Below are 18,222 nucleotides of genomic sequence, written 5' to 3'. Positions count from 1 at the left end.
GTCGGTCGGGCGGCGGGGGTCCGACGCGGGGGCCGACGGCGGGGTCCGACGCGGGGGTCGGGCGGCGGGGTCCGACGCGGAACGACGATGTCGACGTCGTACGACAGCGACATCGTCGTTCCGCGTTCACGTCCGCGTCCGCGACCGCCGGCGTCGCTCGACAGCGCGCGGGTGTCAGGCGCTCGCGGGCACCTTCGCCGACACGTCGGACAGCGTCTGCAGCTCGTCGGCGCTGAGCTCGAGCTCCGCCGAGGCCAGCAGCGCCGGCAGCTGCTCGGTGTTCCGGGCGCTCGCGATCGGCGCGACGACGTCGGGCTGCGCCTGCAACCAGGCGAGTGCGACGGTGGCGATCTCGGAGCCGTGCGCGTCGGCGATCGAGGACAGCGCGTCCACGACGGCGAGCCCCTCGTCGGTGAAGTACCCGGACACCTGCCCCTCGCGGTCCTTGCCGGCGAAGTCGTCCTTCGAGCGGTACTTGCCGGTCAGGAACCCCGCGGCGAGCGAGAAGTACGGCACGACGCCGAGTCCGTGCTCGTGCGCGAGCGGCGCGATCTCCGCCTCGTACGGCTGGCGGGTGACCAGGTTGTAGTGCGGCTGGATGGCGACGGGCTGGGCGAGGCCGTTCTCCGTCGCGATGCGGATCCACTCCGCGGCGCGGTCCTTCGAGTAGTTCGAGATCGCGGTGTAGCGGACCAGGCCGTCCTGCACGAGCTGGTCGAAGGCGCGGACGGTCTCCTCGAGCGGGGTCGACTGGTCGTCGAAGTGCGCGTAGTACAGGTCGATCCGGTCGGTGCCCAGGCGCTCGAGGCTGGCGCGGGCAGCGGCGGCGACGGTGTCCGCGGCGAGGCCCTGGAACTCCGGGTGCTGCGAGCCCTTCGTCGCGATGACGACGTCGTCCCGCTTGCCCGAGGCACGGAGCCACGAACCGGTGACCCGCTCGGACTCACCGCCCGAGTTGCCCGGCGCCCAGGCCGAGTAGACGTCCGCGGTGTCGATGAAGTCGCCACCGGCCGCGGTGTAGGCGTCGAGGACCTGGTGCGAGGTCGACTCGTCCGCCGTCCAGCCGAAGACGTTGCCGCCGAGGGCGAGGGGGAACACGTGCAGGTCACTGGTACCGATGCGGGGCATGCGGAGGTCCTTTCGTGGTCGTGGGTGCGGTGGGAGCGGACCGCACGTCTCCCGACGCTATGCCCCGATGCTTGACACGGCCCCGGCGCGAGGGGCTTCGATGGAGGGATGACCACGCTCACCGACGCCCTCGCCGACCCGCGATCCTCCGCCCGGCTGCAGGCCGTGATGGCCGCGGGGACCACCCCGGACCCCGCGGACCTCGAGGTGCTCGTCGCGCAGTGCGCCGTCGAGCCGGACTTCTTCGTCCGCGACATGCTGACGTGGGCACTCACCCGGCACCCCGCCGAAGACGTCGTGGCCCGCGTGCTGCCAGAGCTCGAGCGCCCCGAGCCGCAGGCCCGCAGCCAGGCGCTCCACACCCTGTCGAAGATCGGTGACCCGGACGCGTGGCCCGCGGTACGGCCGCTGCTCGAGGACCACGACGACGAGGTGCTCCGCGCGGCCTGGCGGACGGCCGTCGCACTGGTGCCGGACGACGAGCGGGCGTCGCTCGCGCGGACCCTCGCGGTGCAGCTCGGCGTCGGCGACCGCGAGCGTCGGCTCAGCCTGTCCCGTGCCCTGGTGGGCCTCGGCGAGGACACCGTCGGACCCGTCCTCGCCTCGGGCGCCGAGCGGGGGACCGACGCCGTCCGGGAGCACGTGCGCGAGACCGAACGACTGCTGCACGACCCGGACGCCGCATCTGCGCTCGCCCTCGAACGCGCCCGGCGCGAGGTCGCCCTCGGCCGGACGCGCTCCGTCAAGGGCTAGGGCCGTCGGGCGCGCCCGGCCGGGAGCGCCGGGTGGTCACGAAGCGTCGCCGCCACGGTCGTGGGGGGCCGCGGGGCGGCTGCGGGGCCGCCGCGTCGCGCGGTCACGACACCCCGTGGGTGGGGTGCCGGGTGGTCGCGAACCGTCGGTTGCGGGGCTCCCGGGCGACAGAGCGTGACCAGTCGGGGAAGGTGAGCGGGGTGTCGCGACCGGTGGGGCGCCGGACGGGAGGCGCGTGGCGGCGGGGCACCGGGCCTCCCGTCCGACGCCGCGCGCGTTCGCGGGCCGCGGTGCGGTCACGACACCCCGTGCGCTGGGCGCCGGGTGGTCGCGAACCGTTGCCTGCGGGGCTCCCGGGCGACGGAGCGTGACCAGTCGGCGGACGTGAGCGGGGTGTTTTGACCGGTGGGGCGCCGGACGGGAGGCGCGTGGCGGCGGGGCGCCGGGCCTCCCGTCCGACGCCACGCGCGTTCGCGGGCCGCGGTGCGGTCACGACACCCCGTGGGCGGGGCGCCGGGTGGTCGCGAACCGTCGCCTGCGGGGCTCCCGGGCGACGGAGCGTGACCAGTCGGCGGACGTGAGCGGGGTGTCGTGACCGGCCAGCCCGCGCACGCCAGCCGGCCAGCAACGCGCAGCGCGGTCAGTCGCCGTCGGGCGCGAGCCAGATGGACGACGCCGCCGCGGCAGGAAGGTCGACCAGGGACTCCGAGCCGTCGGTGGCCCGCCGCGACACCGCGATGACGCCGGCGTAGTCCCGCACCCGCTCGACGCGCAGGTGCGTGCCCAGCCCCACCCCGAGCTCGTCGAAGTACCGCAGCAGCGAGGGATCGTCGTCCGAGACACGGTCGACGGTGCCGCACGCTCCCGGCTCGATCGCACCGAGGAGGGTGCCGGGGGAGTCCGGCACGATGCCGTCCGCACCGGGGATCGGGTCGCCGTGGGGGTCGTGCGTCGGGTGGCCGAGGTCGGCGTCCACCCGGTCGAGGAACCGCTCCGACACCGCGTGCTCCAGGGCCTCGGCCTCGGTGTGGACCTCGTCCCACGAGTAACCGAGTCGCTCCACCAGGAACGTCTCGATCAGCCGGTGCCGCCGGACCATCGCCACCGCGACCTGCTGCCCGAGCGGGGTGAGCACGACGCCGTAGTACGGGGTGTGCTCGATCAGCCCGTCGCGGTCGAGCTTCTTGAGGTTGCCCGACACCGTGGACGCCGACACCTTCAGGGACGCCGCGATGTCGCGCGTCGCCAAGCCGGGTCCGCCGCGCTCGCTGGCCTTCCAGATGAGCTTGACGTAGTCCTCTGCCATGGTGGACAGGGATGGCAGGCGCATACCGCCAATCGTACGTCCCGCCTGGTACAACCAGCAGATGACCACCACCGCCCCCGTCCGAGCCACTCGCCGCCGCTGGCCGGTGCCCCCGTCGCTGCTGCTCGGGCTCGCGCCGATCGTGGTCTTCGCAGCGATCAGCGCCTGGCGGTCACGGCCGAGCGACGACTACGCGACCCTCGGGCAGACGGTCGACAGCGTCGTGCACGCCCTCGTCGTTCCCGAGGGCATCGCCGTCGCGGCACTCGCCCTGTTCGTCACGGCGCTCGGCTGGTGGCGCATCGCCACGGTCGACCCGGTCCGGACGCGACTGCGGTGGACGATGGTGGCGCCGATCCTCGTGCTCGTGGTGTGCGTCGTCCGGCTGCCCCTGATCGACTGGACCGCGCTGCCCGCGCACTACTTCCTGCTGCTCGCCGTCGGGGTGCTGTTCGTCGGGGTCTTCGAGGAGCTGATGGCCCGCGGCACCCTGCTCGTGGGGCTGCGGCGGCGCCTGCCGGAGACAGGGGTGTGGGCCCTGTCGTGCGCGCTGTTCGGGCTGCTGCACCTGCTCAACGCACTCGCCGGCGCCGGCATCGGGCCGACGCTGGTCCAGGTCGTGTTCGCGGCGTCGTTCGGGTCGACGCTGTACGTCGCGCGACGGCTGACCGGGTCGCTGCTCGCCCCGGTGCTGCTGCACGCCTTCTGGGACTTCGGATCGATCGGGTTCACGGCGACCACGGACCCGGGCGACTTCGGGAAGCTGACCCTGCTCGGCCTGATCGGGCTGTTCTCGTTCGGGGTGCTCGCGTTCGGCATCGTGGCCGGCGGGATCATCGCCTGGTACGACGACCGGCCCCGTCGGCTCGCGAAGCGGTGGCGGACGGTGCCGCCGATGGCGGCGGTCGTGGTGCCGGGAGGCGAGCCACGCCTCCAGGTCGACGTGGTCTGAGGGAACGGATCCGACGCACGGCGCGATGACGGACGCGGCGACGACGGACGCTGCACCGACGGGCGCTGGGCGGCAGCGCGTGGACGCGATGGTGCCCCGGAGCACAGGACGCTCCGGGGCACCGTTCGGTTCCGTGTCGGTCGGCCCGACGCTGCGTGTCAGTCGGCCCGACGGCGGAGCTGTCGACGACGGACGACGACCAGTGCGATGCCGGCCATCAGGAACACGATCGCGGCGACCGTGACCCCGGTGAGCTGCACGCCGGTGAAGGCCAGGCGCTTCGCGGACGGATCGGCCGCGGACGGGTCGGCGGCAACGGTCTGCCCCGCGCCCGCGCCCGCGCCCGCGGCTCCGGCCGAGGCGCTCGAGGCCGGCGCCGCCCCGCCACCCGTGCCGCTGCCGGTACCCGCACCCGAACCCGTACCGGCCCCGCGCCCGGATCCCGCGCTCGAGCCCGTCCCGCCGCCGGTCCCCGCGTGCGGCTTCGCCGTGGGCTTCGGGGTCGGCTTCGGAGTGACGGCCGTCGACACGATCCGCGAGACCGCACCCGTCGTCGTGTTCAGCAGCACCTCGCGGTGCTGCGGGTGCGTGAAGTCGAACATGCCGCGGAGGGACCCCGCCCGAGCGTCGAACGACTGGTCACCGATCCGGCCCGTCGACCAGTTGTCCTCGATGAACCTCGTGGTCGAGGTCTGCTCGATGGCGGTGTGGTCGACGTGGTTCTGCTTGGCGAACGGCGAGATGACCAGGTACGGCAGCCGCTGCGAGGGGCCGCACCGGTCGAGGTATCCGCCGGCGACACCCACCTTGGTCGCAGCCGAGGTGCAGACCGTGGTGTCGTTCGAGGAGTCCGTCGAGCCGTTCAGGATGGTGGGCGCGACGTGGTCGTACCAGCCGTCCGAGTCGTCGTAGTTGATGACGATGGCCGTGCTCGACCACTCCGGCGACTGCTCGATCTCGTTGATCTTCGACGTCAGGAACTTCTGCTCGTCGAGCGGGTCGGAGTAGGCGGCGTGCCCGTCCTGGGCTTCGGGGGCCTTGAGGAACGACACGGCTGGCATCCGGTGCTCGGCGAGGGCCGTGTCGAACGAGGACAGGTCGTACTGGTGGTTCGCCCGGTCGGTGGAGCCGATCATGCGGTCGCTCGTCGGCGCGAGGTGGTGCGGGTTCGACGTCGACGCGTAGTACGCGAACGGGTTGTGGTGCGGCGAGTAGTCGTTGCTGACCGACCCGCCCACGTTCGTCGTGGTGGCGTCGCACTTGGCGAGCGTGCCGGTGCCCGCGTACGCCGTCGTCGGGGTGAAGCCGCCCTGGAACCAGCCCCAGGTGACGCCCTTCGCGTTGAGCAGGTCGCCGATGTTCTTGCCGGACATCTTCACCAGGTTCGACGTCGACGTGCGGTCCTTGTCGGAGCAGTCGTCGTAGGCGGGGTCCGGGTCGGCCGTGACGGTGCCCTGGCCCGCGGCGTCCTTCGCGACGACGGAGGTCGAGGTCGGCACCGTGGCGCCGGTGACCGAGTCCACGCCCGTGCCGCCGTGGGTGTTGCCGCTGATCAGGTTGAGCGCTCCGGGGGTGGAGGGGCCGAAGCCGGTGTCCCAGGCGTTGTCGCTCATCGCGTAGTTCTGGGCGTAGTTCCACAGCCCGGTGGTCGTGTTGCCGTCGTAGTAGTCCATCGTCAGGCCCGGCGATCCGTACAGCCCCGTGCAGGTGTCCACCGAGGTGCTCTCGACGAACTTGTCCATGGCGCCACCGGCGACGGCCTTCTGCTCGGGAAGGTAGTTGTGGTTCTGGTCACAGGTGAGCGCCTGGGCCGGCGTCAACCGTGACGGTGCGTAGGCGTTCGGGTTCTTCGTCAGGGTGCCGGAGGACGCGAGCGTGTTCACCGTCGGCGTGCCGCGCTCCGCGGTGAAACGGGTGCCGTCGGTGTTCGCGGCCTTCGGGTAGGTGCCGAAGTAGTGGTCGAACGAGACGTTCTCGTCGTACATCACGACGACGTGCTTGACGGGGGTGGTGGTCTTCAGGGAGTTGTCCGCGGCGGACGCCGACTGCGGGATGGCGATGGCCGTCCCCGCGACGGCCGCCAGGACCATGATGGCGAGCGCGCCCTGTTGGATGCGTCGTTCGGAAGGTCGGAACACGAGGAACCTCTCACTGGTCGGGACGGTGGGGATGGGGAAGCAGTGGGGCCGGCGGGCCCGGTCAGGTGCGTGCGAACAGTCGACGGCCCAGCCAGTCGTCCGCGTGGCGGACCCCGGGCAGGGCGAAGAAGTAGCCGCCGCCGACCGGCGACACGTAGTCGACGAGGGGCTCGTCGACCAGGCGCTTCTGCACGGCGACGAACTGCCGTTCCAGGTCGGCCTGGAAGCAGGCGAACAACAGGCCCATGTCGAGGTCGCCGTTCGTGTCGGTGCCGTTGTCGTAGTTGTACGGGCGTCGGAGCATCTGCTGCGCACGGGCTTCGGCCGTGCGCGGGTTCGCCAACCGGATGTGCGCGTCCATCTGGATCACGTCGCCGGTCGGGTCGTCCTGGTACCGCGGGTCGTCGAACTCGCCGCTGCGGGTGAGCGGGGCGCCGGAGTCGCGATGGCGGCCGATCATGTTCTCCTGCTCGTGCAGCGAGACGCGGTCCCAGAACTCGACGAACATCCGGATGGTCCGCACGACGTGGTAGCTGCCCCCGGTGACCCAGTCGGGTTCGCCGTCCTGTCCGCCGCGGGTCCAGACCAGGTCGTCCATCACGCTTCGGTCGGCGGTGGAGGGGTTGCCCGTGCCGTCCTTGAACCCGAGCAGGTTGCGCGGGGTGCCGGAGGGGCGCGGCGGCGAGGCGAAACCGTCCTGCCGCCAGCGCACCTGCATGCCGCCGCGGGTGGCCCGGGCGATGTCGCGGACGGCGTGCAGGACGGTGTCGGTGTTGTGCGCGCACACCTGGAGCAGCAGGTCGCCGTCCGAGACCGACCGGTCGAGGTCGTCGTTCGGGAAGTCCTCCATCGTCCGCAACCGCGCCGGGCGCTGCCCCGCCAGACCGTACCGGTGGTCGAACAGCGAGGCACCCACGCTCGCCGTCACGGTGAGCCCGTCGGCCGCGACCTCCGGTCCGAGCACGCCGGAGTCGGCCGGCGGCGCGGTGATCCCGACGTCGGCGGGCGTGCCGCCGCGGGTGAGGAAACGGGCCCGCTCGGTGATCGTCCGGAGCAGGCCGGCCAGGTCCCCGCGGCTGGCCGCGGTCACGTCGAACGCCAGGAACGCCGACTGTCGCTGCGCCGGTGTGGTGATCCCGGCCTGGTGGGCGCCGTGGAACGCGTACGAGGCCGCGTCGGCACCGCCGGTGGTCGCGGCTGCTGTCTGGAGGCCCGTCCCGCCCCCGGCGGTCAGGCCCGCTGCCGCTGCAGCGGCTCCGGCACCGGCCCCGACCGCGCTGGTCAGGAACGCGCGACGGCCGAGCCCGCGGGCTCCCGTGGTCGACGGTTCCCGGTCGTCCGGACCACCGGCTGGGCACGCGCTGCCGTCGACGGACAGCCCGAGGCTGGCGTGCGCCTCGGCCATCCGTCGGTACGTCGCCGCGTCCATCCCGCGTGGGTGCTGCCGGCGCCGGGGGTCCTGCTGGATCTGGTGCCCCTGCGGGCCCTGGCACTGCGGTCGTTCGGTCACGAGGTCCTCCTCGGGTCGCAGATGGCGGCGACGGGGGCGAGCCGCTCGAGTGCGGCGTCGAGGTCGGCGTCGAGGTGCTCGCGGTCGGTCCGGCCGAGGCCGTCGAGGGTGTCCCAGCTGCCGTCGGTCCGTCGGTGCGATGCGACGTCGGCGCGGAGGGTCGCCAGCGCACGATCGGTGGCCGGCAACCCCGGGTATCGGGTCCGCAGGATCGGCCGGAGCGGCTCGAGCGCGTGTTCCGTCCCGCTGATGTTCGCGTCGATCGTGGCCAGAGCCGTGTGGCTGCCGGCGTCGGTGGCCCCGGTCGCCTCGAAGCGCAGCGCGTTCTCGAGGATCTCGTGCGCGCGCAGGCCGACGTCGAGCGGGTCGACCCGCTGGGTGGGGAACGTCCGGCGCAGGTGCGCGACCGCGGCGACCAGGGCGTCGGCCGGCGCGACGGCACGGCTGCTGGGGCCGCCCGACCACAGCAGTGCCTCGACACGGTGGAACCCGGCCAGGTGCTGGTCGTCGAGCGCGGTCCGTCCGGCTGCGGGGACGCCGTCGATCGCGGTGTCGTCGTCGCCGAACGCCCCGTAGGCGGCTCCGAGCTGCTCGTACTCGCGGTGACCGACCAGCCAGTCCCGCTGCGCCGCCCGGACGTCGCCTGCACGGACGTCGGCGTCGAGCGCACGCACGTCGTCGAGCAGCGCCGGCAGGCGGCTCTCGATCCAGGTGCCGTAGGACTTCGCAGCGGGGATCAGGTCGTCGCGGGTGACCGGGACGATCCCCGGGGTCTCGTCGCTGACGTGGGCGGCACCGCGCAGGTGGACGACCGGTCCGGTGCTCGGGTTCGCGTCGGCGGGCAGGCAACGGAAGCGGTACTGGCCGCGTGGGAGTCGGACGCCGTAGTCGTGCGTCGCGCCTGCCCCCAGCCCCTCTGCGTCGAGGTAGACCGCGCCGCTCGTGGGGTCGACCAGCTGCACCTCGATCCCGGCGACGGACGTGTTGTGGATCCGGAACGTCTGCGGGCCGGCGAGGGCGCGGTCCGGACTCGCCGGCCACCCCGCACCGCAGGCGTCGGTGCCGGCCTGCACGGAGGCCGCCGCCGTGTGCGGCGCCGACGAGGGGACCAGGTGCGGCGCGACGATCGCGGTCCCCACGAGCGCTCCGAGCGCGCCGACGACCACTGCCGTCGTGGCACGAACCGACATCGGCACCGATGACCCCATCCTGTAGCGATTCACAGAAAACCCTGATCAGACCCGCTTTGGGCTCCAATCAGGGCAACCTTAGGATCGCTCCCGGGGTAGTTTTCCCGTCGTTCACCGGGGAACGGTTCTGTTCACCCGATCGTCATCAGGGCGGTCGGCGGCAACCGACCCGCCGTCGGGCTCGCGCTAGAGCTCGACCTCGAAGGGCTCGGTGCGCACGAGCTCGTGCACGCCGGAGATGACCTCGCTCGGGCGGAACGGGTACCGGTCGATCTCCGCCTGGTCGCTGATGCCCGTCATCACGAGCACGGTGTGCAGCCCCGCCTCGATGCCGGCCTGCACGTCGGTGTCCATGCGGTCGCCGATCATGCCGGTGTTCTCGGAGTGCGCCCCGATCCGGTTCATCGCGGAGCGGAACATCATCGGGTTCGGCTTGCCCACCACGTAGGGCTGCTTGCCGGTGGCCTTCTCGATCATCGCGGCGATGGCGCCGGTCGCCGGCAGGACCCCCTCGGCGCTCGGGCCGGTGGCGTCGGGGTTCGTCACGATGAAGCGGGCGCCGGCGCGGATGAGCCGGACGGCCTTGGTGATCGCCTCGAACGAGTAGTTGCGGGTCTCGCCGACGACGACGTAGTCGGGAGCGGTCTCGGTCATGATGAACCCGGCTTCGTGCAGAGCGGTCGTCATGCCGGCCTCGCCGATGACGAACGCCGAGCCGCCGGGCATCTGTGACTTGCAGAAGTCCGCGGTCGCGAGCGCACTCGTCCAGATCCGCTCCTCGGGCACGTGCAGGCCCGAGCCGCGGAGCCGGGCGCTGAGGTCGCGCGGCGTGAAGATCGAGTTGTTCGTCAGCACGAGGAACTCGGTGCCGTCGTCGAGCCACTGCTGGATGAGCTCCGGAGCGCCGGGGAGCGCCTGGTTCTCGTGGACGAGCACGCCGTCCATGTCGGTCAGCCAGCACTCGACGTCGTCTCGGGTCGCCATGGCCCTCACCCTACTGCGCAGGGGTTCGCGCCTGCCGTCTCGAGGCTCGGCAATCACCATCAGCGATATGCGGAACATGAATAATTGTTGTTACATGCAATGTGTGCGTACGCTGCCGGTCGGGGCGGTCCTCGTCCCCCCGATCTGCGGGACATCAGCCTCGCGAGAACAAGGAGACCCATGCGATCTCGAAGTAGAGCGCGCATCGCCGTGTCGACGCTGGCCACCGCTGGCGTCGTCCTCGGTCTTGTCCTGCCGACCGCCTCGATGGCGGCGAGCGAGCCGGAAGGGCCCGACGGCACCGCGTCCGCCGCGCCGCAGAGCACGGTCGCCGTCGCGATCGACGTCACGAAGGACGGCAACGGCCCCTTCACCCCGTCGGACGGCGCTGGTGGCGACGCGAGCGAGAAGAACGGCATCGTCCGCACGATGGACGCGGTCACGTACCGCGTCTCCCTCAACTCGAACGGCGGCACCAGCACGAACGAACGCTTCACCGTGACCGCCCCCGCCGGCACGTCGTGGGCAGGGGTCCCGACCATCTGCGTCCGCCCCGGCTCTGCTGTCTCGGGGGCCGTGCTGACCTGCAACATCGGCACGCTCGGAGAAGGCCGGACGGTCTCCGTGCCGATCGTCCTCGACGTCTCGGGCGACTTGCAGAACGGCGACACGCTCGCCGTCCCGGTGACCGCGACGGCGGACGAGGCCGAGAACGGCCCGGTGACCGCGGTCGCCGACGCCGTCACAGTGTCCGCAGCCGCGCGCTACAACCTGAGCAAGAACGTCCACGCGTCATCGCTCCGGACCGACGTCACCGGTCCGGACGGAACGACGAAGGGGCTGCAGCTGATCTACCCGATCGCCGTGGACTGGCAGCCGCTCGTGTCCGGGCAGGGGCTCCTCGGGTTCGAGAAGAGCGCCGGCCCGATGACGTTCACGGACGACCTCTCCCAGATCCTCGGCGCCGTGCCCTCCGATGCGGTCCTGTGGAACGGCGGCAACCCCGTCTGCGGCCCGAACGAGCCGGGTGACTGGCGGATGGGCGGCCTGCCCGGCGGCAGCGGCGGCGGCGAGCAAGCGGTCACGGACTCCGGTGCGTTCTCCTGCGAGCAGGCGGCCCCCGGCCGGGCTGTCGACGTCACGATCACCGGGACGGTCACCGACCCCGAGCACGTCCCCTCGAGGAGCCTCACGAACGGGCCGATCGCCGGCGGCGCCAAGCCCTACTTCGTGAGCGGCTACATCAGCCTCTGGATGCCCAACCCTCCGACCGGGACCTCGGTCGAGTCGGTCAACACCTTCACGCCGCTGCAGACCACGTCCGTCAGCGGAGCGCCGAACTTCCCCGGCGGCACGGAACCGACGGGTGACAACTCCGCCAAGCGCAACGTCCTCGAGTACGCAGACGGCTCCGCGCAGAAGCGGCTCCTCCGGGTCATCGGCGACGGGCAGGCCGTCGAGCGGGGCTCTGCTCGCGACGGCGACCCGTGGGCCACCCCGGGCACGCTGCTCCGGAGCGACGTCAGCGCCTCCAACAGGGGGCTGGCGTCGTTCGAGAACGCGATCCTCTGCGACACCTTCGACCGCGACACGCAGCACGTCACCCGCGTCGGCGGCGGCGGGGTCGCGGCGTTCACCAGCGGCATGACCAGCGCGAAGGTGCAGTACGCCGCGTACGACATGACCGCTCCCTCCGCGGGCCAGAAGGCGACCTGCGACGACGAGGACGGCCCCTGGTACGACCAGCCGGAAGACGTCCCCGGCGGCATCGACGCCGTCGGAGCGGTCCGCGCGACCGGTGACGTCCCCGGTGGCAGTGACGGCACGCTCTACAGCTACGTCACCACCGAGGACGCCGCGGACGGCACGCGGGCCTACGACTTCGGTCACGCGTGGTTCGGTGACCGCTCGGAGCGCTGGGCGCACGACGTCTGGTCCGACGCGGACCTCGGTGCCGGTCCCCTGTCCGACAGCGTCATCCTCACCGAGAACCTCGCCCGGATCCAGAAGAAGATCGTCGACCCGGGCCACGACGCGGCCGACACCCCCGACGAGACCACCTTCACCGTCGCCGGCGACACCGTCGACTACGCCCTGTACCCGTCGCTCACGAACGGCAACACCACGGGGAAGGAGACCTCCGTGACGGTGCGGGACGTGCTGCCGAACCACGTGACCTACGTCGCCGGCAGTGCCTCCGAGGTACCGGAGATCGACACCACGAAGGACGACGACGGCAACGACGTCCAGCGTCTCACCTGGACGACAGCGGTCCGGCCGAATGAGGCGATCGACCCGATCACGTACACCGCCGCGGTCTCGAAGCTCGCCCCGGCGGGGGCGATCACCAACGTGACGGACATCGCTTCGCCGACGGACAAGTCGCCGCAGGCCTTCCGCAATGCCCAGCGCGCCATCCAGGTCGTCGCCACCGGCGGGGTCGGCGTCGAGAAGACCGCCGTCGAGCCGGTCGTCGTGTCGGGGGATCACCTGGAGTGGGACCTCGGGTACACGAACATCGACGCCACCCCGATCGACGGCCTCGACGTCATCGACGTCCTTCCGTACCGGGGGGACACCCGCAACTCCACCTTCCACGGCACGGTCGGACTCGCCGAGCCCATCGCGGTCGCCGCCGCAGCCGGTGAGCGCGTCCGCTACACGAGCCGCGCCCCGCGCGACGTCGTGCTCGACGCCGCTGACCCGTCGAACCAGGGCGGTGGCACCACCACCTGGTGCTCGGCGTCGGCGTTCGGCACCGAGGGGTGCCCCGCCGGGCTCGCGGACGTCACGGCTGCGCGCATCCTGCGGACCGCCCCCGTGGGAGTGGGCGAGACCGTCACACACCGGGTCGTGGTCGCGACGGCGGGCCAGCGCGACGGTGACGCGTACACGAACCGGTTCGGCCTCCGCGCCTCGAACCTCGCGCTCCCGGTCCAGTCCAACCCGGCGACGGTCACCGTCGTGGCCGGTTCGATCGGCGACTTCGTGTGGTCCGACGAGGACGGCGACGGTCTGCAGGACGACGACGAACCCGGCATCGCGGACGTCTCGGTCCGCCTCACCGGCTCGGACGACCGCGGCGACGCCGTGCGCCGGACCACCACCACGAACGGCGACGGCGAGTACACCTTCGATGACCTGCGCCCCGGCTCGTACAGCGTGCACTGGACGGCACCGGACGGTCGGGAGTTCACGAAGGAGCTCGTCGGCGACGACCGCGCGATCGACTCCGACGCCGACGCCTCCGGCGTGACCGCCCCCGTCGAACTCGCCGCGATCCGTTCCGACGAGGGCCAGCTCGAGCACATCGAACAGGACCGCACCGTCGACGCGGGGCTCCTGCCCGCAACGGAGACACCGACCGGACCGCCGGTGACGCCAGGTGGCCCGGGAGTGCCCGGCACGCCCGGACATCCCGGGAACGCCGGGAACGCCGGGAGCGCCGGGTCTTCGGGAACACCCGGCGGCCGTGACGACGCGGAGGCGGCGGGAACCGGCGACGGATCCCGCGACCCGGCACGCGGTGGGCTGGCGTTCACCGGAGCCGACGGACTCGGACTGGCGGCGGTGACAGCGGTGCTGCTCCTGGCCCTGGGTAGCCTCCTCGCGGCGCGCAGACGTCGCACCCGCGGATCGAGCCAGCGCTGAGCAGTGGGGCCGCGGCGAGGCAGTCGCCGCGGCCCCACTGACGGTCCGCTCAGAAAGGGCCGGGAGGCCCGGAGCGGCTCTTGCGCGCTGCTGCCAGACCCGAGATGGTCGAGACACCGAACCGCGGTCGGCTTTTGCCCTACGCTTTTCGGGACACGTACCGAATCAAGGAGGCCCCCTCGTGCTCGTCGAACCCGGAACCCCGTCCACCGCGCCCCGACCCACTCCGGTGTCGGAGACGGAGCTCGAGGTGACGCCGCGACGACGCCGGGGCCGCCCCAACGTGCTGTCCCGCGAGCAGGTGATCGACGCCGCCACGACCATCGCGAACGAGGACGGCCTCGACCGCCTGTCCTTCCGGGCACTGGGCGTGCGGCTCGGCGTCGCCCCGATGACCGTGCACCGGACCATCGGCGGCCTCGACGACCTGCACGCCGAACTCGTCCGCCGCACCGTCGACGAGTTCACCGCGACCTTCGTCTGGCCGGACGAGTGGCACGCCGTCGTCCGCACCTTCGCCACGACGTTCCGCGACCTGATGCGCACCCACCCGCTCGTGCTCGAGTCGCACAGCCAGCGCGCCCCGCTCGCCTCGACCGAGTCCGACGCCGTCGTGGCGAAGGTCGTCGGTGCCCTGCAGGACGCCGGACTGCCGCCGGCCGAGGCGATGTACGCCTTCTTCGTCGTCTACGACTTCGTGGTCGGGCACGCCGGGGTGCAGGTCGGGCGCGGGGACTCCGAGGCCGGACGCCCCGAGCGGCACCGGCTGGTGGGTGAGATCCTCGGCGAGCACTCCTACGACGACCGGTTCGCGCTCGGCCTCGACATCCTGATCGCCGGCATCGAGTCGCGCATCGACCACCCGGACCACAGCGCCTGACCTCGGCCGTACGCTGGTCGGGTGACCACAGCGCCCGAACCGTCGCACGAGCTGACGACCAACGGGGTGGGGCCGCACCCGGAACCCTGGCCCGACGACCCGCAGCTCGACCCGGAGCTGCTGGCCGCGGGGGACTCCCGGAACGTGCTCGACCGCTACCGGTACTGGTCGATGGACGCGATCGTCGCCGAGCTCGACACCCGCCGGCACGCGTTCGACGTGGCGATCGAGAACTGGCAGCACGACCTGAACATCGGGTCGATCGTGCGGAGCGCCAACGCCTTCCTGGCCGGCACCGTGCACATCATCGGACGACGCCGGTGGAACAAGCGCGGAGCGATGGTCACCGACCGGTACCAGCACGTCCGGTACCACCCCGACGTCGAGGCGTTCCTCGCCGCGATGGCCGAGGAACAGCGTCCCGTCGTCGCCATCGACAACACCCCCGGTGCCGAGCGCATCGAGACCGCGACGATCCCGGAGCGCTGCGTGTTCCTGTTCGGGCAGGAGGGCCCCGGGCTCACCGAGCACGCGGTCGCCGGTGCCGACGCACACCTAGAGATCACGCAGTTCGGGTCGACGCGGAGCATCAACGCGTCGGCCGCCGCGGCGATCGTCATGCACAGCTGGGTCGTCCAGCACGCGGAGTTGCCCGGCGCGACTTCGTGAGCAGAAATGGTCGGGCACGGGCCCTGAACCCGACCATTTCTGCTCACGAAGCGGGCGGGGTGGACGCAGGACGGGCCTCCAGGCCGGAGTACGGGCTGCCCCGTCAGCGCGCGGCGGTGGTGCGGCGCGCGACCAGACGGGGTTCGACGAGGAGTTCCGTGGCGGCGATCCGTGGATCGGCGATCCGGGCCAGCAGGCGCTCGCCGGCGCCGCGGCCGATCTCGACGCTGCGGTCGTCGATGCTCGTCAGTCCGACGTAGCGCATCGCGGCCACCGGGGTGTCGTCGTAGCCGATGACCGAGACGTCCTCGGGGACGCGCAACCCGCGTTCGGCGAGCTCCGACAGGGCGCCGAGGGCCATCACGTCGTTCGCGGCGAAGACCGCGGTGACGTCCGGGTGCTCGTCGAGGAGCATGCCGAGGGCGCGGGAACCGGCCTCTTCGGTGGGTTCTCCCGGCAGCACCGTCGTGACGACGGACGCGCGTGCCGCCGCGGCCTGCGCGAACCCGGCCTGGCGTTCGGCCGAGGCCGCCGAGCTCGCACCGACGAACCCGAGGCGGGTGTGGCCGAGGTCGAGCAGGTGCTGCGCCGCGATGCCGCCACCGGCGTGGTCGTCGTTCGCCACGGTGTCGGCACGGGGGATCGCGACCCGGCCGCCAGCGATCACGAGCGGCATCGAGGCCGGGATCGCGAGGTCCGTGGTGGGCTCGCCAGCGATCACGATGCCCTCGACGCGCATCGAGAGGAAGCCCTCCACCGGAGAGGCATCGAGCCCCGTGTTGAGGAACCGGTCGGCGACCACGAGCCGGTGTCCCTGGTCCTGCAGGCTCTCGCGCAGGCCGGTGAGCAGGTCCACGAACCACTGGTTGCGGAAGTCGTCGAGGACCACGCCGATCGTGCGGCTGCGCGTGCCGGCGAGGGAGACGGCCGCGGTGGACGGGCGGTAGTCGAGTTCCTGGATGGCCTTGAGCACGGCGGCCCGGCGCTGGTCGCTGACCCGGGGGGAGCGCTGCAGCACGAGGGAGACGAGGGACTTCGAGACCCCGGCGCGTGCGGCGACGTCGTAGATGGTCGCGGGCTTGCCGTCTCCCATGATGCGCTTCGACCTCCGTTGGCTCGTGCGTCGATCGTAGCGGTTGACGTGACATGGGCCGGGCGGGGTCGTGGTGGGTGGCGGTTTCGCTTCGTGAGCAGAAATGGTCGGGTGCGGGGCGGCGACCCGACCATTTCTGCTCACGATCTGCGCGTGGCTGGTCCTCCACACGGGAGGCCCGGGGTGCGTTGTGCACAGAAGTCGCGTTCGGCGCGCGGGCGGTGGGCGCGGGGCGCGAACGTGGTGGTCATGCGAGCACGACCACTTCCGACACCGCTGCGCGGGCGCACGTTCGACGTCGGTGCCGCCGACCGCCTGGGCGTCTCCCGACAACGACTCCGACGGCGTGACCTGATCCGGCCGACCCGGTCCATCCGATGGGCACGTGACCGTCCGCCTGACCCGGTCCACCGGATCCGGGCGTTCCGGCCGGTCCTGGTTCCCGGGCAGTTCATCAGTCACGTCTCGGCAGCGGTCCTCTGGCAGCTCCCGGTCCCGTTCGCCGACGACGGACCGGTGCACGTCACGAGTCCCGTGCCGATCGCACAACCGCGCCGCCGCGGGGTCGTCGGGCACCGCATCACACCGGACCGTGCCCGGGTGACGGAGCGGTGGGGGATGCCGACGAGCACGCCCGCAGCGCTGTGGGTGGACTGCGGTGCGATGCTCTCGGTCGACCAGCTCGTCGTACTCGGGGACGCCATCGTCACGGAACGACGGTGCGGGACGACGATCGACGACCTCGCTGCCGCCGTCGCCCTGGCGGGCGCGCGATCGGGTGTCCGACGACTGCGCGTGGCGCTCGAGCTCGTGCGGGTGGGTGCCGGGTCGCCGCAGGAGACCAGAGCGCGACTGGCGATCGTCCGTGCGGGGCTGCCCGAGCCCGACCTGCAGGTCGACGTGCTCGACGAAGACGGTCGGTTCGTCGGCCGCGTCGACATGGCCTACCCGGAGCACCGCGTCGTCATCGAGTACGAGGGCGACCACCACCGGACCGACGCCGAGCAGTGGGGCCGTGACCTCCGCCGCCACCGCGAGATGGAACGACTCGGCTGGGCGGTCGTCCGGTGGACGAAGTCCGACCTCGACACCCCGGCGTTCGACGCGGTCGCACAGCTGAGGTCACTGCTCGCGCGCCGCGGGTAGCGTCCGCAGCATGGCGACGCTGCTCATCACCGGAGCCGCGGGTCGGATCGGGAGCGCCCTGCGTCCTCGACTGCGGTCCGCGGGACACGACCTCGTGCTGCTCGACGAACAGCGGCCCCACGATCCGATCGTCGCCGGGGAACGGTTCGTGCCCGGTTCGGTGAACGACCCGGCGGCGCTGGACGATGCGCTCGCCGGGGTCGACACCGTGGTGCACCTGGCGGGCATCCCGACCGAGGCCGCCTGGGACGACCTGATCGCGGCGAACCTGACCGGCACGAAGAACGTGCTCGAACGGGCGGCCGCCGCCGGGGTGCTCCGGGTGGTGCAGGCGAGCTCGATCCACGCGGTGGGGCTGGTGCCCGAACCTCTCGACCAGCCGGGGAGCGTGCCCGGCGACCGGCTGCCCCGTCCGGACACGTACTACGGCGTGACGAAGGCGGCGATGGAACTGCTCGGCAGCCTGTTCGCCGATCGGTACGAGATGTCGATCGTGTCCGCGCGGATCGGTGCGTTCGGGGCGCTGCCGCCGACGACCCGGGGGCTGCTCATGTGGACCTCGCCCGACGACCTGACGCGACTGGTGCTCGCGACCGTGGCGCTCCGCGATCCCGGGCACCACGTGGTCTGGGCCCTGTCGCGGAACACCGGGTCGCCGGCCGCCCTGTCCGCCGGGGAGCGCATCGGGTTCCACCCCCTCGACGACGCGTCCGCCGTGCTCGACGCGGACGCCCGTGCTGCCTTGCCGACCGACGACCTGAGCACCCTCGGCGGTGGGATGGTGCACCAGCCGCTCGGCGAACGCACTTCGTGAGCAGAAGA

Annotated in this window: 14 protein-coding genes; 7 read left to right on the top strand and 7 right to left on the bottom strand. The window is 72.2% G+C overall.

Annotated features, from left to right (window positions below):
• Positions 1–174: 174 nt before the first annotated feature.
• Entirely contained in the window at positions 175–1,128 is a 954-nt protein-coding gene (locus BIU89_RS10655) for an aldo/keto reductase (RefSeq protein ID WP_071246449.1), read from the bottom strand.
• A 108-nt stretch (positions 1,129–1,236) separates the two neighbouring features.
• Here BIU89_RS10655 and BIU89_RS10650 point away from each other — a divergent pair, with 108 nt between their 5' ends.
• Positions 1,237–1,881, top strand: coding sequence for a HEAT repeat domain-containing protein (locus BIU89_RS10650; RefSeq protein WP_071246447.1), 645 nt, complete (start codon positions 1,237–1,239; stop codon positions 1,879–1,881).
• 640 nt (positions 1,882–2,521) lie between these two features.
• Here BIU89_RS10650 and BIU89_RS10645 read toward each other — a convergent pair.
• Positions 2,522–3,211, bottom strand: coding sequence for a metal-dependent transcriptional regulator (locus BIU89_RS10645; RefSeq protein WP_071246445.1), 690 nt, complete (start codon positions 3,209–3,211; stop codon positions 2,522–2,524).
• 37 nt (positions 3,212–3,248) lie between these two features.
• Here BIU89_RS10645 and BIU89_RS10640 point away from each other — a divergent pair, with 37 nt between their 5' ends.
• Positions 3,249–4,139: a CPBP family intramembrane glutamic endopeptidase gene (locus BIU89_RS10640; RefSeq protein ID WP_071246443.1), complete on the top strand. Its 891-nt coding sequence runs from the start codon at positions 3,249–3,251 to the stop codon at positions 4,137–4,139.
• A 158-nt stretch (positions 4,140–4,297) separates the two neighbouring features.
• Here BIU89_RS10640 and BIU89_RS10635 read toward each other — a convergent pair whose 3' ends face one another.
• The 4 genes from BIU89_RS10635 to BIU89_RS10620 form a co-directional block, all read right to left on the bottom strand.
• Complete coding sequence (locus BIU89_RS10635) at positions 4,298–6,277, bottom strand: phospholipase C (protein WP_254791594.1); 1,980 nt, start codon at positions 6,275–6,277, stop codon at positions 4,298–4,300.
• Positions 6,278–6,338: 61 nt separating this feature from the next.
• Complete coding sequence (gene efeB, locus BIU89_RS10630) at positions 6,339–7,787, bottom strand: iron uptake transporter deferrochelatase/peroxidase subunit (RefSeq protein WP_254791592.1); 1,449 nt, start codon at positions 7,785–7,787, stop codon at positions 6,339–6,341.
• Positions 7,784–8,977 (bottom strand): EfeM/EfeO family lipoprotein, encoded by a 1,194-nt coding sequence (locus tag BIU89_RS10625; protein WP_071246439.1) that lies wholly within the window; start codon positions 8,975–8,977, stop codon positions 7,784–7,786. Before BIU89_RS10625 ends, efeB begins: the two co-directional genes overlap by 4 nt.
• A 186-nt stretch (positions 8,978–9,163) precedes the next feature.
• Entirely contained in the window at positions 9,164–9,961 is a 798-nt protein-coding gene (locus tag BIU89_RS10620; protein WP_027464991.1) for an HAD-IIA family hydrolase, read from the bottom strand.
• Between the two features lie 180 nt (positions 9,962–10,141).
• Here BIU89_RS10620 and BIU89_RS10615 point away from each other — a divergent pair, with 180 nt between their 5' ends.
• From BIU89_RS10615 to BIU89_RS10605, 3 genes are all read left to right on the top strand, one after another.
• Entirely contained in the window at positions 10,142–13,612 is a 3,471-nt protein-coding gene (locus BIU89_RS10615) for an SdrD B-like domain-containing protein (RefSeq protein WP_139178971.1), read from the top strand.
• Between the two features lie 181 nt (positions 13,613–13,793).
• Positions 13,794–14,492: a TetR/AcrR family transcriptional regulator C-terminal domain-containing protein gene (locus tag BIU89_RS10610; RefSeq protein WP_071246435.1), complete on the top strand. Its 699-nt coding sequence runs from the start codon at positions 13,794–13,796 to the stop codon at positions 14,490–14,492.
• Positions 14,493–14,513: 21 nt separating this feature from the next.
• Positions 14,514–15,161, top strand: a complete 648-nt coding sequence (locus BIU89_RS10605; RefSeq protein WP_071246433.1) for a TrmH family RNA methyltransferase — start codon at positions 14,514–14,516, stop codon at positions 15,159–15,161.
• Between the two features lie 103 nt (positions 15,162–15,264).
• Here BIU89_RS10605 and BIU89_RS10600 read toward each other — a convergent pair whose 3' ends face one another.
• Entirely contained in the window at positions 15,265–16,254 is a 990-nt protein-coding gene (locus tag BIU89_RS10600; RefSeq protein WP_027464994.1) for a LacI family DNA-binding transcriptional regulator, read from the bottom strand.
• A 534-nt stretch (positions 16,255–16,788) separates the two neighbouring features.
• Between BIU89_RS10600 and BIU89_RS10595 the strand changes: the two genes are divergently transcribed.
• Together BIU89_RS10595 and BIU89_RS10590 are read left to right on the top strand one after the other, a co-directional pair.
• Positions 16,789–17,400, top strand: a complete 612-nt coding sequence (locus BIU89_RS10595; protein WP_175475005.1) for an endonuclease domain-containing protein — start codon at positions 16,789–16,791, stop codon at positions 17,398–17,400.
• A gap of 10 nt (positions 17,401–17,410) precedes the next feature.
• Positions 17,411–18,214: an NAD-dependent epimerase/dehydratase family protein gene (locus tag BIU89_RS10590; protein ID WP_139178968.1), complete on the top strand. Its 804-nt coding sequence runs from the start codon at positions 17,411–17,413 to the stop codon at positions 18,212–18,214.
• The last annotated feature ends 8 nt before the right edge of the window (positions 18,215–18,222 follow it).

The sequence above is a fragment of the Curtobacterium sp. MCBA15_005 genome (assembly GCF_001864855.1).
Lineage (GTDB): Bacteria > Actinomycetota > Actinomycetes > Actinomycetales > Microbacteriaceae > Curtobacterium > Curtobacterium flaccumfaciens.
This window is presented reverse-complemented; position numbering and strand designations above follow the sequence as displayed.